Origin of the sequence: Massilia hydrophila (genome assembly GCF_020208145.1) — a bacterium.
In the GTDB taxonomy this organism is placed as follows: Bacteria; Pseudomonadota; Gammaproteobacteria; order Burkholderiales; family Burkholderiaceae_D; genus Telluria; species Telluria hydrophila.
In genome coordinates this window covers 282,658-296,567 of the sequence record NZ_JAHYBX010000002.1, presented here as the reverse complement: position 1 = coordinate 296,567, position 13,910 = coordinate 282,658, and the positions used below count along the sequence as shown (strand labels likewise).

At 67.6% G+C, this 13,910-nt stretch carries 13 protein-coding genes and 1 riboswitch; of the genes, 4 read left to right on the top strand and 9 right to left on the bottom strand.

Going from position 1 to position 13,910, the window contains the following annotated elements; genetic code table 11:
* Positions 1-110: 110 nt before the first annotated feature.
* Complete coding sequence (locus LE190_RS08490; protein WP_224944069.1) at positions 111-626, top strand: Lrp/AsnC family transcriptional regulator; 516 nt, start codon at positions 111-113, stop codon at positions 624-626.
* Positions 627-634: 8 nt separating this feature from the next.
* Here the strand turns inward: LE190_RS08490 and LE190_RS08485 are convergent, their stop codons facing one another.
* The 5 genes from LE190_RS08485 to LE190_RS08465 form a co-directional block, all read right to left on the bottom strand.
* Positions 635-1,291, bottom strand: coding sequence for a GNAT family N-acetyltransferase (locus tag LE190_RS08485; RefSeq protein WP_225238309.1), 657 nt, complete (start codon positions 1,289-1,291; stop codon positions 635-637).
* 32 nt (positions 1,292-1,323) lie between these two features.
* Positions 1,324-2,898 (bottom strand): DAHL domain-containing protein, encoded by a 1,575-nt coding sequence (locus LE190_RS08480; protein WP_225238308.1) that lies wholly within the window; start codon positions 2,896-2,898, stop codon positions 1,324-1,326.
* Between the two features lie 65 nt (positions 2,899-2,963).
* Entirely contained in the window at positions 2,964-4,175 is a 1,212-nt protein-coding gene (locus LE190_RS08475; protein WP_225238477.1) for a multifunctional CCA addition/repair protein, read from the bottom strand.
* Positions 4,176-4,189: 14 nt separating this feature from the next.
* Positions 4,190-4,909, bottom strand: coding sequence for a glutathione S-transferase family protein (locus LE190_RS08470; RefSeq protein WP_225238476.1), 720 nt, complete (start codon positions 4,907-4,909; stop codon positions 4,190-4,192).
* A gap of 114 nt (positions 4,910-5,023) precedes the next feature.
* A complete protein-coding gene (locus LE190_RS08465) occupies positions 5,024-6,901 on the bottom strand; it encodes a lytic transglycosylase domain-containing protein (protein ID WP_229517049.1) in 1,878 nt (625 codons plus the stop codon).
* 269 nt (positions 6,902-7,170) lie between these two features.
* Between LE190_RS08465 and LE190_RS08460 the strand changes: the two genes are divergently transcribed.
* A complete protein-coding gene (locus LE190_RS08460) occupies positions 7,171-7,689 on the top strand; it encodes a 5-formyltetrahydrofolate cyclo-ligase (RefSeq protein ID WP_229517013.1) in 519 nt (172 codons plus the stop codon).
* A gap of 238 nt (positions 7,690-7,927) precedes the next feature.
* Here the strand turns inward: LE190_RS08460 and metF are convergent, their stop codons facing one another.
* The 4 genes from metF to metK form a co-directional block, all read right to left on the bottom strand.
* The gene (gene metF / locus LE190_RS08455) at positions 7,928-8,758 is read right to left on the bottom strand and encodes a methylenetetrahydrofolate reductase [NAD(P)H] (RefSeq protein ID WP_225238305.1); all 831 of its coding nucleotides are present in this window, start codon (positions 8,756-8,758) and stop codon (positions 7,928-7,930) included.
* Positions 8,745-9,101 carry a phage holin family protein gene (locus LE190_RS08450; RefSeq protein ID WP_225238304.1) on the bottom strand — a complete coding sequence of 119 codons (357 nt, stop codon included), beginning with the start codon at positions 9,099-9,101 and terminating at the stop codon, positions 8,745-8,747. The genes metF and LE190_RS08450 overlap by 14 nt, the downstream gene beginning before the upstream one ends.
* Before the next feature lie 108 nt (positions 9,102-9,209).
* Complete coding sequence (gene ahcY / locus LE190_RS08445) at positions 9,210-10,625, bottom strand: adenosylhomocysteinase (RefSeq protein WP_225238303.1); 1,416 nt, start codon at positions 10,623-10,625, stop codon at positions 9,210-9,212.
* Between the two features lie 28 nt (positions 10,626-10,653).
* Positions 10,654-10,725, bottom strand: a riboswitch (S-adenosyl-L-homocysteine riboswitch).
* A gap of 100 nt (positions 10,726-10,825) precedes the next feature.
* Positions 10,826-11,992, bottom strand: coding sequence for a methionine adenosyltransferase (metK, locus tag LE190_RS08440; protein ID WP_225238302.1), 1,167 nt, complete (start codon positions 11,990-11,992; stop codon positions 10,826-10,828).
* A gap of 200 nt (positions 11,993-12,192) precedes the next feature.
* On the opposite strand from metK, the gene LE190_RS08435 reads away from it, so the two are divergent.
* Both LE190_RS08435 and LE190_RS08430 read left to right on the top strand, forming a co-directional pair.
* The gene (locus tag LE190_RS08435; protein WP_225238301.1) at positions 12,193-13,044 is read left to right on the top strand and encodes a lysophospholipid acyltransferase family protein; all 852 of its coding nucleotides are present in this window, start codon (positions 12,193-12,195) and stop codon (positions 13,042-13,044) included.
* Positions 13,041-13,904: an LpxL/LpxP family acyltransferase gene (locus tag LE190_RS08430; RefSeq protein WP_225238300.1), complete on the top strand. Its 864-nt coding sequence runs from the start codon at positions 13,041-13,043 to the stop codon at positions 13,902-13,904. Before LE190_RS08435 ends, LE190_RS08430 begins: the two co-directional genes overlap by 4 nt.
* The last annotated feature ends 6 nt before the right edge of the window (positions 13,905-13,910 follow it).

Genomic DNA, 13,910 nt, shown 5'->3' with positions numbered 1-13,910 from the left:
CAAGCCGCACAGTATAGTCCGGCCCCTCCGGCATTAAATTCCAAACAATTCCCCCCGCCAAATGATTTGCGCAATAAAATTGCCGTGTTCGCGAATCCACCGAGGAAAACATGTCAAGAATCGAGCTCGACAAGACCGACCGCAAGATCCTGGCGGTGCTGCAGACCGATGGCCGGCTGTCGAACCAGGACGTGGCCGAGCGGGTCAACCTCTCGCCCTCGCCTTGCCTGCGGCGCATCAAGCGCCTGGAAGAAGCCGGCGTGATCCGCCAGTACGTGGCGCTGGTGGACCCGGACAAGATCGGGCTCGGGCTGCTGGCCTACGTGAACGTGCGCCTGGAAAAGCACAGCGAAGTGGCGGGCGGCGCGCGCGGCGCGCCCAGCCTGCCGGCGACCTCGCCGCGCAACGATTTCGCGGTGTCGGTGGGTACCTGGCCGGAAGTGGTGGCCTGCTATGCGATGACGGGCGAGATGGATTTCCTGCTGCGCGTGCACGTGGAAGACATGGACCACTTCTCGCGCTTCATGATGGGCACGCTGCTCAAGCACCCCGCGGTGCTGGACGTGAAGTCGAGTTTCGCGCTGCAGCGGATCAAGGAAACCACGGCGCTGCCCGTCGCCGGCTGATCGCCCGCCTACTTCTTGGGCGACAACCACTTCACGGCAGCGCGCGCATTCGCCTTGACGTTGTAGTCGATCATGGCCCACTGCTCTTCGAGCGCCTCGGCCATCACGCTCGCCGGGCTGGGCGGCGGCAGCTGCAGGTAGGCGTCCGCCTCGCCATACTCGCGCTTGATTTCCATGCCCGCCTTGCGCGCGATGTGCATCATGGTCTGGTTCGAGGTCAGGCATTGCATGTACAGGGTATCCACGTCCGCGTTGCGGCAATGGATGGCCGCGCGCTGGAACAGGCGCGAGCCGACGCCCTGCCCGCGCGCCGACTTCGACACCGACACCCCGAATTCCGCCACCCGCGTCTTCTGGGTCGGCTTGCCGCCGTCGGCCTTGGCAAAGGCCAGGTGCCCCACGCCCACCAGCTGGAACACGCGGTTCACCACGCCGAACACGATGTCGTGGCTGAAGTCGATCTTCCCGACATACTTCGTGATCGCCTCGTCGGAAATGATGCTGCCGAAACGCAGCAGGCGGTCGCTATCGTCCAGCGCCAGGAAATGACGCAGGATGCGGCGGCGATCGCGTTCGCCCAGTTCCTTCACGAGTACGGTCGGCCGGCCGGGCTTGCCCTTGCCACCGAGGCCCTTCAGCCAACGGGCCAGGGGATTGTCCAGCATGCGGATTCCTTTTGTGCGGTGCAACATAGGCGCTATTCTAGCGGATTGCGCGCGTGGCCGCCGTCCTCCGGGGTTGCGGGCAGCGCGGGCCACTGGGCCTGCGGACTGATGACGAAGACGCCCTTGCCCGACTGCTTGGCCTCGTACATGGCCTTGTCCGCTTCGGCCAGCAGGGCCGCCGAGCCGCGCGCCGCGGCCTCATGCCCGCGTGCGCTCGAAATGCCGATACTGGCGGAAATCGCCACCGGATTGCCATCCGCCTCGGTTACCGACTTGATCTGGTCCAGGGCCAGCTGGGCCACCCGCAGCGCGCCTTCGCGCGAGGCGACTTCTTCCAGCATGATGACGAACTCGTCGCCGCCGAGGCGCGCCAGCGCATCCTCGGCGCGCAGCTTTTCCTGCACCCGGCGCGCCACCATCTGCAGCACCAGGTCGCCGGTGGCATGGCCATAGGTGTCGTTCACCGCCTTGAAGCCGTCCAGGTCGATGAACATGATGACCACCACCGAGTCGCGCCGGTTGGCGCGCGCCAGCGCCCGTTCCAGCAGGCGGGTCAGCTGGCGGTAGTTGATCAGGCCGGTCAGGCTGTCGTGCTGGGCCAGGCGCTCGAGCTGCTTCGACTGCGTCTCCAGCTCGGCGGTGCGTTCGGCCACGCGCTGCTCGAGGGTTTCGTTGGCCGCCTGCAGGCGGTGGTTGACCTCGCCGATGATGCGGTAGCTGCGCCGCAGCCGCATGCCGGCATAGGCCAGCAGCATCAGCAGCACGGCCGAGTAGGCGAACAGGTAGCCGCGATAGCGTTCGCGCACGGCCAGCGCGGCGTCGAACGAGCGGGTGAACTCGCGCCCCAGGCGGTCCAGGGCCGTGTCGAGGGCGGCGCCGGCGATCTGCGCCTCGAGCCGGTTGCCCAGCGGCCGCTTTTCCAGGATCACGCGCGCGGCCTTGATGATCGCGTCCATCTTCTCGACCACGGCTGGCGAGAACGCGATCTCCTGCGCCGCGATGTCGCCCAGGGTCTCGTCGATGCGCGCCGCCAGTGGCGGGCTCGGCGCCACGTTATAGCGCAGGATTTCGCTCAACAGGGCATTCAGCGAGGCATCCAGCCGCACCACCAGGCGCGCCGGCGCCAGCGCGCCTTCGATGCCACCCAGTTCGGTCTTGAGGTCGGCCACGGCCGGCGGCAGGTAAGTCAGGGCTTCGCGCAGCGGCGGATTGTGGCGCGCGAACTGGGTCGCCAGCACTTCCTTGCGCTGCAGGGCCTCGCGCAGCTGCGTGTAGGCGGCGCCTACCGGGGCGCTGCCCGTTTCCGGGACGGCCTCGCCCAGCCGCGCCACCAGCTCGCGCATGCGCGGCAGCTGGGTGGTGAGCTGGGGGGTGGCGGGCGCCCGGCCGATGTGGGCGCGCAGGATGTTGGCATCCCACTCGGCGTCGAGCTTTTCGAGTTCGCGCAGGCTCAGCATGACGTCGTTGCGGACTTCGGGATCGGCCGCTTCCGAGCGGATATACAGGAAAGCGAGCAGCAGGGCGAGGACCAGCACTGCCAGGCCGGCAAGCTGCAGGCGGCGCCGCGGGGTCGAGCTCGCTACGCGCTGCGCCAGCACGGCAACCATCTTTTCCTCCGTTTACATCGGTTTCACATTCTTGACCTGGAGAAGCATAGCAAAACCCGGCTTTTTCAGTCGCGCACGTCCTGTAGCGCTGCCTCGACCGCCGCCACGCGGGCCGCGTGCACCGCCGCGGGGATGCGCTCGCGCCGGTCCGCGCAGCGTGCGGCGATCTCGCCGGCGTTGACGGCGCGCGCCGCGTCCAGTGCCCGCAGCAGCCTGGGCTGCTGCTCCAGGTCCTGCAGCCTGGGCTGCTGCCCAAGCTGCGGCAGCCGCGCCGCCTCTCCCGGGTGGCCGTGCCCGGCGCAGGCGCAGGCCTGCAGCATCCGGACGCAGCGTTCCGGCTTGCGGAAGGCATCGCAGCGCTCGAACAGGCCGACGATGCCGTCCGGCGGCAGCGCCATGGCATTCCTCACCGCGTCGCGCTCGCGGGCGCTCATCTGGGCCAGGTCGCGGCATTCGTTGGGCACCTTCAGGCGCTTGCAGACGGCCATCACCAGCTGCAGGCCGGCCGCGGGGTCCCGGTCGAGGTCCTGCAGCAGGGCGGCAAAGCGCACCTCGAGCGGCAGTTCCCGGGCGGCCGCGTGGTCGAGCACGCGCATGGCGGGCGGGGCGCTGGCCGTGTCCTGGTGCGGCGGCTGCCGCTCCCACAGCGCATCGAGTTCGGGCAGGATGCGCGCCAGCGCGCCGCAGTCGCGCAGCACCGCGAACATGCACGAGGGCCGCTCCTCCATCAGCCCGCGCGCCAGTTCCTGCCAGACCCGCTCCGGCACCAGGGCGTCGGCCTCCCCCGCCGCGACCATCGCGCGCATCAGGGCCAGGGTCGATGCATGCACCCGGAACTCCGGGAAGCGCGCGGCAAAGCGCGCCAGGCGCAGGATGCGCACCGGGTCCTCGGCAAAGGCCTCCGAGACGTGGCGGAAGACGCGCTCGCGCAGGTCGGCCTGGCCGCCGTAGGGGTCGACGATGCTGCCATCCTCGGCGCGCGCCATGGCGTTGATGGTGAGGTCGCGCCGCACCAGGTCTTCTTCCAGCGTGACCTCGGGCGAGGTATGGAACACGAAGCCATGGTAGCCCGGCGCGGTCTTGCGCTCGGTGCGCGCCAGCGCGTACTCCTCATGCGTGTCGGGATGCAGGAAGACCGGGAAATCCTTGCCGACCGGGCGGTAGCCCAGCGCCAGCATGTCCTGCGGGGTGGCGCCGACCACCACGTGGTCGCGGTCGGTAACGGGACGCCCGAGCAGGCCATCGCGTACGGCGCCACCGACCACGTAGCTGCGCATGCGGCCGGCCACCATCACTCCCGCGGCAGGTCGAGGTCGTGCTGCGGGGTCGGATCGATCTCGCGCATCGCCTCGTCCACCCAGCGCGCCACCGCCGGGTGGGCCAGCACGCGATCGCAATAGGCCTGCAGCGCCGGCGCCAGCGCCACCCCGTAGGTCTTGAAGCGGCACACCACCGGCGCATAGAAGGCGTCGGCGATGGAAAAATCGCCGAACAGGAAGCCGTGGTGGCCGAAGCGTGCCAAGCAGTCTTCCCAGATCTCGCAGATCCGGCCGATGTCGGCCTGGGCGCCCGGCGTGCGCCCGCGGCCCGGCAGGCGCGCCTGGATGTTCATCGACATCGCGCTGCGCAGCTCGGCGAAGCCCGAGTGCATCTCGGCCACGATCGAGCGCGCCAGCGCGCGCGCGGCCACGTCCTGCGGCCACATGTGCTTGTCGGGGAACTGCTCGGCCAGGTACTCGACGATCGCCAGGCTGTCCCAGATCGTCATCTCGCCCGCCAGCAGCACAGGCACCCGGCCGGCATGCGAATAGCGCGCGATGTTGGCGGCGGTCTCCGGCTGGTCGAGCAGCACGCGCACCTCGGTGAACGGGATCCCGAACGCCACCGCCGCCACCCATGGGCGCATCGACCACGACGACACGTTCTTGTTGCCGATGACGAGGGTCAGTCCAGGCTGGCGCGCCTGCTCGAGGGTGGAAGACAGGGTCGGATCGAGTTCGATGGTCTGCATGGTGTCCTGGTTGTGCGTCATGGTAGGGGGGCGGCATCGTGCGGCGCGCCCGATGTGAGCTTGATTCCCCCCGCCGCCGCTGTCAAGGCTTGCGTTCGGGCGCGCGCGGGGCGCTCACGGCAGGATGGCGGCGCGGGCGCGCGGCTGCACCGGACGCAGGCGGGTCCGGATCGACTGCGGCTTGTTCTCGAAGACGGCGGCGTAGTTGGTGGCATTGGCCAGCACGTTACGCACGTAATTGCGGGTTTCGGAGAACGGAATGCTCTCGACGAAGACCGCGCCCTCCATCGGCGCGTCAAGCTTGGCGCGCCAGGCGCGCGCACGCGAAGGCCCGGCATTGTAGGCCGCCGTGGCCAGGATCTCGTCGCCGTCGAAGTTTTCCAGCACCATGTTCATGTAGTTGGCGCCGAGCGTGATGTTGGTCCGCAGGTCGTTCAGCATGCCGTGCACGAAGTTGTCCATGCCGATCTTGGCCGCCACCCACTTGCCGGTGGCAGGCATCACCTGCATCAGGCCGGACGCGCCGACGCCGGAACGCGCATCGGTGATGAAGCGCGACTCCTGGCGGATCAGGCCGTACACCCAGGCCTTGTCCAGGCCCAGGCTTTGCGCGGCCGGCTGCAGCACCTCCAGGTGCGGTGCCGGGAAGCGCTGTGCGTAGTCGAACTCGGTGCGTGTGCGCAGCGAGGTCTCGACGGTACGATCGAGCAGTTCGTTGCGGCGCGCGAGTTCGCCGGCAGCCAGCAGCTGGCGGTCGGTCATGCCGTGCAGGCCCCAGCTCCATTCGCGGTTGCCTTCGGCGCGCAGGCGCAGGGCGTAGAACCTCAGCGCCCGTTGCAGGCTCGGGTTGGCGCCAACCGCCGCCACTTCCGCCGCTGTGACGGGCGGCACCGGGGGCGGCGCCACCACCTGCCGGCCGAGCTCGTCGAGCGCGAGCTGGCCGTAGAAGTGGTGCGGGCTGGCGATCCGCTCGAACACGGCATTCGCTTCCTGCGTGCGGCCCCCATGCCTGTCGGCGCGCGCCAGCCAGTAGGTCCAGGCGTTTTCCGCGCGCAAGGCCGGCGGCATCGCCTCGATACTGGAGCGCACCAGTTTCCAGTTGCCATGGCGCAGGGCGATCCGGGCTTGCCACTGCAGCTGTTCATTGGTCAGCGGCACGCCATGCGCGCGCTGCCAATAGGTGGCCGCCTCCGGCGCCAGCGCGATCGAGGCGGCGTGCGCGATGCTGGCCCAGCCGATGGCGCGCTCCTCGGAGCTCAGCTTCGGGCTGTTTTTCTGCAGGCCCACGGTCGCCAGCTTCAGGCTGGTGCGCGCCATGCGTCCGACCGCCACCAGGTAGATGGCGCGCTCGGCGCGGGTGTTGCCGATGCCGCGCGCCATCGCTACCGCCGGCACGTCGACGGCCTGCGCGGCCCGGGTGTCGGAGGCGCCGAGCAGCAGCGCGATGCGGCGCGCCGGACCGGTGGCATCGGCTTCGCCCGCCAGGCGCAGCTGCCACAGCAGGTCGGCATCGCTGAACTGGCCGGACTGCGACAGCTGCGCGACCAGCGCCGCGCAGGCCTCGCCGTAGGCGGGCGGATTGCCGAGCAGGGCCCGGGCTTCCTGCCCCACCTGTTCGCCGCGGCTGGCGCGCGCCAGCAGGGCGTAGCAGCGTATCTGCAGGTTGTCGCTGCGCGCCAGCTGCCCGGCTTCGCGCTCGAAACCGGCCCAGTCGCGGCGCCGGCCCAGCTCGAGCAGCCATTCGCCGCGCAGTTGTTCGGCCACGGCAGTGCCTTCGTGGCGGCGCAGGACCTCGCGCACCTCATCGGGCGCGGCGTCGCGCAGCCGGGGTTTCAGACGATAATAGTCGACATAGGACGCCAGCGGATAGTTACCCGGCAGGCGTGAGGCGAGCGCATTGACGCGCGCCGCATCGTTCTGGCGCGCCGCTTCGCGCAGCAGCAGGAAGTTGTCATCGTCGGCGCGCGCATCCGTCGTGGGTGCGCCCGGCATGGTCGGTACGGACGGCGCGCCGGCGGGGACGGGTGCCACGCCCTGGGCGGCTGGGAGGGGTTCTGCATGGACTGCGCCAAGCGGCACAGTCCAACTGGCGATAACGAAGGCAAGGGCGGCCGGCATGACGCCGGTTGTCAATCTCGATTGAAACATCCACAACTCTCACTGTACGCTGCATTCATACCATGACCGGCGAATCAAGAATACCATGTGCCCCCGGGCTCCCGCCAGGCACGGGCGCAAGCCCCCTGACCGATAAACCACAGTTGCGCCGGACCCTGAAAGACCGGCGCCGCGCCATCGATCCCGCCACCAAGCGCGTCTGGGACGACCGGATTGGCGCCAGGGTGCTGGCCTGGTGGCATGCCGATCCCGGCGCGGTGCTGGGGGTGTACTGGCCGCTTGCGGGCGAGCCGGACTTGCGTCCAGCCTACGCGGAATTGGCCGAGGCGGGCGTACGGCTGGCCTTGCCGGTGGTACTGGCACGCGACGCGGCGCTCGGTTTTGCCGAATGGGTGCCGGGCGAGCCGACCGTGGCCGACAGCCTGGGGGTGGCAGTGCCGGCCGAGCTGCGGCTGGTGGCGCGCCCGGATGCGCTCTTGGTACCCTGCCTGGGCTTCGATGCGCGCGGCTACCGCCTGGGCTATGGCGGAGGGTTTTATGACAGGACGCTGGCCGCGCCACCGCGGCCGCGCACGCTGGGCGTCGCGTATGCGTGCCAGCAGGCGCAGTTCGCCATCGGCGAGCATGATATTGCGCTCGATCGGATCGTCACGGAGCTGTAGGGTGGGCGGCTGCACTCCGTCGGCTGTACAGCCGCGCCTTGGGCGCCGCCCACGCGTTCCATCACGGCGATGCTGCCTGTGCAGCTTTTCGGACAGTGCCTGAACGCGTGGGCGGCCTTGCTTGTGCGACCGACCATCCGGCACAGGTAGAGCCGCCCACCCTACGGGACGCGGCGGATCGGACACCGGCGGCAGATCGGGTATCCCTGCCGGCGCATGTCCGCCACCGCGCCACCGCTTATTTCACCAGCCGCTGCCAGATCGCCGTGGTCGCCACGGCCTGGTTCATGCTGTAGAAATGCAGCCCCGGCGCACCGCCGGCCAGCAGGCGCTCGCACAGGCTGGTGACCACGTCCAGGCCAAAGGCCTTGATCGAGGCCGAATCGTCGCCGAAGCTGGCCAGCCGGTTGCGCACCCAGCGCGGGATCTCGGCGCCGCACATGTCCGAGAAGCGCATCAGCTGGGTGTAGTTGGTAATCGGCATGATGCCCGGCACGATCGGCACGTCCACGCCCAGCCTGCGGGCACTGTCGACGAAGTCGAAGTAAGCGTCGGCATTGTAGAAATACTGGGTGATCGCGGCGTTCGCGCCGGCCTGGACCTTGCGCGCGAACGCTTGCAGGTCGTCCTGGGGCGAGCGGGCCTGCGGGTGCATTTCCGGATAGGCGGCCACTTCGATGTGGAACCAGTCGCCGGTTTCCTGGCGGATGAATTCGACCAGCTCGTTGGCGTAGCGGAATTCGCCGCCGCCGCCATAGCCGCTCGGCAGGTCGCCGCGCAGCGCCACCAGGCGCCGGATGCCATGGTCCTGGAATTGCTGCAGGATGGCGCGCAGCGATGCGCGGTTGCCGCCCACGCAGGACAGGTGGGGTGCGGCCTGGTGGCCTTCGGCCTTGATCTCGAGCACGGTCTGCAGCGTGCCCTGCTGGGTGGTGCCGCCGGCGCCGAAGGTCACCGAAAAATAGGTCGGGCGGAGTTCAGCCAGTTTCTGGCGTACGGCGCGCAGCTTCTGCGCGCCCTCTTCCGTTTTGGGCGGAAAGAACTCGATACTGAAATTAGGAGTTTCCATCTTTGTCTTTGAGAAGCAAGGCAGAGAGCGCCCACGAAATGATGCTGTACAGGATGGCGGCCACGAAGGCCGAACCGAATCCGCCGACGTTGAAGCCGTCGACCCAGCGCGACACCATCCAGAACAGGAAAGCGTTGATGACCAGGATGAACAGGCCCAGCGACAGCACGGTGACCGGCAGGGTCAGGATCACCAGCACCGGGCGGATCAGGGTATTGACCAGCCCGAGCACGAGCGCGGCGATCAGCGCGCTCGTGAAATTGGACACGGAAACGGACGACATCAGAAATGGCAGGGCCATCAGGGCGGCGGCATTGATCAGCCAGGTAATGAGGAGGCGCATCGCATCGGCTTTCGTGGTACGCGGGCGTTCCGGCATGTGGCCGAAACGCCCGGCTGTTGAAAAAACGGGCGCTGGTTTGAACGCAGCGCCCGCATGGCCAGGAATCGATCAGTAGCGGTAGTGGTCCGGCTTGTAGGGACCTTCCTTGCTCACCGAGATGTAGGCGGCCTGCTCGTCGGTCAGCGTGGTCAGCTGGGCGTTGAGCTTTTTCAGTTGCAGGCGGGCGACCTTCTCGTCCAGGTGCTTCGGCAGCGTGTAGACGCCGACCGGGTACTTGTCGGTGTTGGCGAACAGCTCGATCTGGGCAATGGTCTGGTTCGCGAACGAGGAGCTCATCACGTACGACGGGTGACCGGTGCCGCAACCCAGGTTCACCAGGCGGCCTTCGGCCAGCAGGATGATGCGCTTGCCATCCGGGAAGATCACGTGGTCGACCTGCGGCTTGATGTTTTCCCACTCATATTTTTTCAGCGCGGCGACTTCGATCTCGTTGTCGAAGTGGCCGATGTTGCAGACGATGGCCTGGTCTTTCATCTTCTGCATGTGCGCTTCGGTGATGACGTGGTAGTTGCCGGTGCAGGTGACAAAGATGTCGCCGAACTCGGCAGCGTAGTCCATGGTCACGACGCGGTAGCCTTCCATCGCGGCCTGCAGGGCGCAGATCGGGTCGATCTCGGTGACCCACACCTGTGCCGACAGCGCGCGCATGGCCTGGGCCGAGCCCTTGCCCACGTCGCCATAGCCGGCGATCACGGCGATCTTGCCGGCGACCATGACGTCGGTGGCGCGCTTGATGCCGTCCACCAGCGATTCGCGGCAGCCGTACAGGTTGTCGAACTTCGACTTGGTGACGGAATCGTTGACGTTGATCGCCGGGAAGGCCAGCTTGCCTTCCTGGTGCATCTGGTACAGGCGGTGCACGCCGGTGGTGGTCTCTTCGGTCACGCCCAGGATGCACGGCAGGCGCTTCGAGTACCACTGCGGGTCACGCGCCAGGCGGCCCTTGATGGCGTTGAACAGGCAGATTTCTTCTTCCGAACCGGGCTTGTCCAGCACCGAGATGTCCTGTTCCGCGCGCACACCCAGGTGCAGCAGCAGGGTCGCGTCGCCGCCGTCGTCCAGGATCATGTTGGCGTGGTTGTCCGCCGGCCACTCGAAAATGCGGTGGGTGTATTCCCAGTACTCGTCCAGGGTTTCGCCCTTGATGGCGAACACCGGGGTGCCGACCGAGGCAATCGCGGCGGCGGCATGGTCCTGGGTCGAGTAGATGTTGCACGATGCCCAGCGCACTTGCGCGCCCAGGGCTTCCAGGGTGCGGATCAGGACCGCGGTCTGGATCGTCATGTGCAGCGAACCGGCGATGCGCGCGCCCTTCAGGGGCTGGGCGCTGGCGTATTCCTCGCGGATCGCCATCAGGCCCGGCATTTCGGTTTCCGCGATGCGGATTTCCTTCTCGCCCCACGAGGCAAGGCCGATGTCGGCAACGAGGTAATCCTGGGTGGTGTCTTTCAGTACGGCGTTCATCACGCCCTCCTTTCAATGGTTGAAAAAAGTAACGTGAGCGCGGTGTTGATATCCGAGCCTGGCGAAGATGGGCATCTTCGTCGCAACGCTCCTCGGAATAGGCGAGTTTACCATGAGTGGCGGCGCAACGGCCGCCACTGTGGTGATCCCGCAGCGCCCGGTAATCGACCGGCCGAAGCCGGCCCGGACCGGGTTCGGGCTCAGGCCAGGCCGGCCTCGGCGCGCAGCAGGGCCGCCTTGTCGGTGCGCTCCCAGGTGAACTCGGGCTCTTCGCGGCCGAAATGGCCGTAGGCGGCGGTCTTGCAGTAGATCGGGCGCAGCAGGTCGAGCATCTGGACGATGCCTTTCGGGCGCAGGTCGAAGTGCTCCATCACCAGCTGGGCGATCTTTTCATCCGGGATGACGCCGGTGCCTTCGGTATAGACAGTGATGTTGATCGGCTTGGCCACGCCGATCGCGTAGCTGACCTGCACCTGGCACTGGCGGGCCAGGCCGGCGGCCACGATGTTCTTGGCCACGTAGCGCGCGGCATAGGCGGCCGAGCGGTCGACCTTGGACGGGTCCTTGCCGGAGAAGGCGCCGCCGCCGTGCGGGGCCGCACCGCCGTAGGTGTCGACGATGATCTTGCGGCCGGTCAGGCCGCAGTCGCCCTGCGGACCGCCGATGACGAAGCGGCCGGTCGGGTTGACCAGGAACCTGGTGCCTTCCAGCCACTCGCGCGGCAGGGTCGGCTTGATGATCTCCTCGATCACCGCTTCCTCGATCTGCGAGTGGCTCACGTCCGGGTGGTGCTGGGTGGAGAGCACCACGGTGTCCACGGCGACCGGGCGGCCGTCGACGTAGCGCAGGGTGACCTGCGACTTGGCGTCCGGACGCAGCCACGGCAGGCGGCCATCCTTGCGCAGCTGCGACTGGCGCTCGACCAGGCGGTGCGAATAATAGATAGCGGCCGGCATCAGTTCCGGGGTCTCGTCGCAGGCATAGCCGAACATCAGGCCCTGGTCGCCCGCCCCCTGGTCGAGGTCGAGGCCGGCGCCTTCGTCCACGCCCTGGGCGATGTCGGGCGACTGCTTGTCGTAGGCGACCAGCACGGCGCAGCCCTTGTAGTCGATGCCGTACTCGGTGTTGTCGTAGCCGATGCGCTTGATGGTGTTGCGCGCTACCGTGATGTAGTCGACGTTGGCGTGGGTGGTGATTTCACCCGCCAGCACCACCAGGCCGGTGTTGCACAGGGTTTCGGCGGCGACGCGCGCACGCGGATCCTGTTCCAGGATGGCGTCCAGGATGGCGTCGGAAATCTGGTCGGCGACCTTGTCGGGATGGCCTTCCGACACGGATTCGGAGGTGAAGAGGTAGTCGTTGGACATGTGGGCTCCAGTTACTGCTGCTGTTGTACGGTGTTGGATGAGATGCCGCAGCAACGGGTGCCTGCGACGCTTTAGCGACATTTATATTCCGCTTCGCAAGTTGTCTATTAACTCGGCGGATCCTGCATAAAGTGGTATTTTACGCTTCCTTCGGGAATTTTGCTCTACCTTGCCCACCTCGTTCAAGCCTGATCAATCGCATGTTAGTTCTTTTATTCCGTGCACTATCGGTACTTCCATTGCCGTTTTTGCATGCACTCGGCGCGGGCCTCGGCTGGCTCGTCTATTTATCGTCCGGTTCCTACCGCCGCCGCCTGCGCGCCAACCTGGCCCAGGCCGGCTATGAAAGCCAGCTGAACGCGGCCGTCGCCGAAGCCGGCAAGGCCATCATCGAGCTCGCCTTCGTCTGGTGCGCGGACCCGCAGCGGGTGGCGCGCCACGCCAGCGTCGAGAACTGGGAGCTGGTGCAGCAGCGCCTCGACGCCGGCCGCGGCATCGTGTTCCTGACCCCGCACCTGGGCTGCTTCGAAATGACGGCCCAGCAGATCGCGCTGCACACGGCGCTTACCGTGATGTACCGCCCGCCGCGCAAGAGCGCCCTGAAACCCCTGGTCGAAGGCGCGCGCGCGCGCCATAACCTGCACCTGGCGCCGGCCACCCTGGCCGGCGTGCGCATCCTGGCCAAGACCCTCAAAGGGGGCCAGCCGATTGGCCTGCTGCCCGACCAGGTGCCGCAGGAAGGCGAAGGCGTGTGGGCGCCCTGGTTCGGCCGCAGCGCCTATACCATGACCCTGCCCGCCAAGCTGGCCCAGCTGGGCAAGGCCGACATCCTGCTGGTGTACGCCGAGCGCCTGCCGCGCGGCCGCGGCTACACCGTGCGCTTCGTGCCCTTCGAGGGCAGCCTGGACGGCAGTGCCGCCGAGCAGGCGGCATCGATCAACCGCGCCATGGAGCAGCTGATCGCGCGCTGCCCGGCCCAGTATTTCTGGAGCTACAACCGCTACAAGCAGCCGGAAGGCGTGGCCGGTCCGGAAAGCGGAGCCGCGGCATGAGGCTCCTGCTCGGTTTCCTATGGCTGCTGCACTTCCTGCCGCTGCCCATCCTGGGGCGCCTCGGCGAAGCGGTCGGCAGCCTGATGTTCCTGATCATGGGCAAGCGCCGCCGCATCACGCTGACCAATTTGCGCCTGTGCATGCCCGAAAAGTCGGACGGCGAGCGCCACGCGATCGCGAAGCAGCACTTTCGCGCCTATGCGCGCAGCATCTTCGAGCGCGCGATCCTGTGGTGGGCGCCGGAGGAGCGCGTGCGCAGCTACATCCATGTCGAGCCAGGCGTGCCGCAGGCCGAGATGGAAAGCGGCCCTACCATCCTGCTGTGCCCGCACTTCGTGTGCCTGGACGTGGCCGGCGTGGCGGCGCGCGTGATCCCCGTGTGCAGCATGTACGTGCCGCAAAAGAACGAGGCTTTCGACAGGCTGCTGCGCCACGGCCGCGAACGCTATGGCCCGGTGCGCCTGGTGACGCGCAAGGAAGGCATCAAGCCGATCCTGCGCGCACTGCGCGACGGCCTGCCCTACTTCATGCTGCCGGACATGGACTTCGGTGAAAAGGATGCCGAGTTCGTGCCTTTCTTCGGCATCCCGGCCGCGACCCTCACCGCGCTGGGCCGCATCGCCGCCACCACCGGCGCCAAGGTGATCCCGGTGGTCGCCACCTACCTGCCGAACTACCGGGGCTGGCGCGTGCGCTTCTATCCGGCGTGGGAGAATTATCCGGGCGACGACATGGTGGAAGCGACGCGCCGCATGAACGCCTTCATCGAGGAGCGCGTGCGCGAGGCGCCGGCCGAATACTTCTGGACCCATAAACGCTTCAAGACCCGCCCGCCGGGCGAGCCTTCGTTCTACGACTGATGAAGC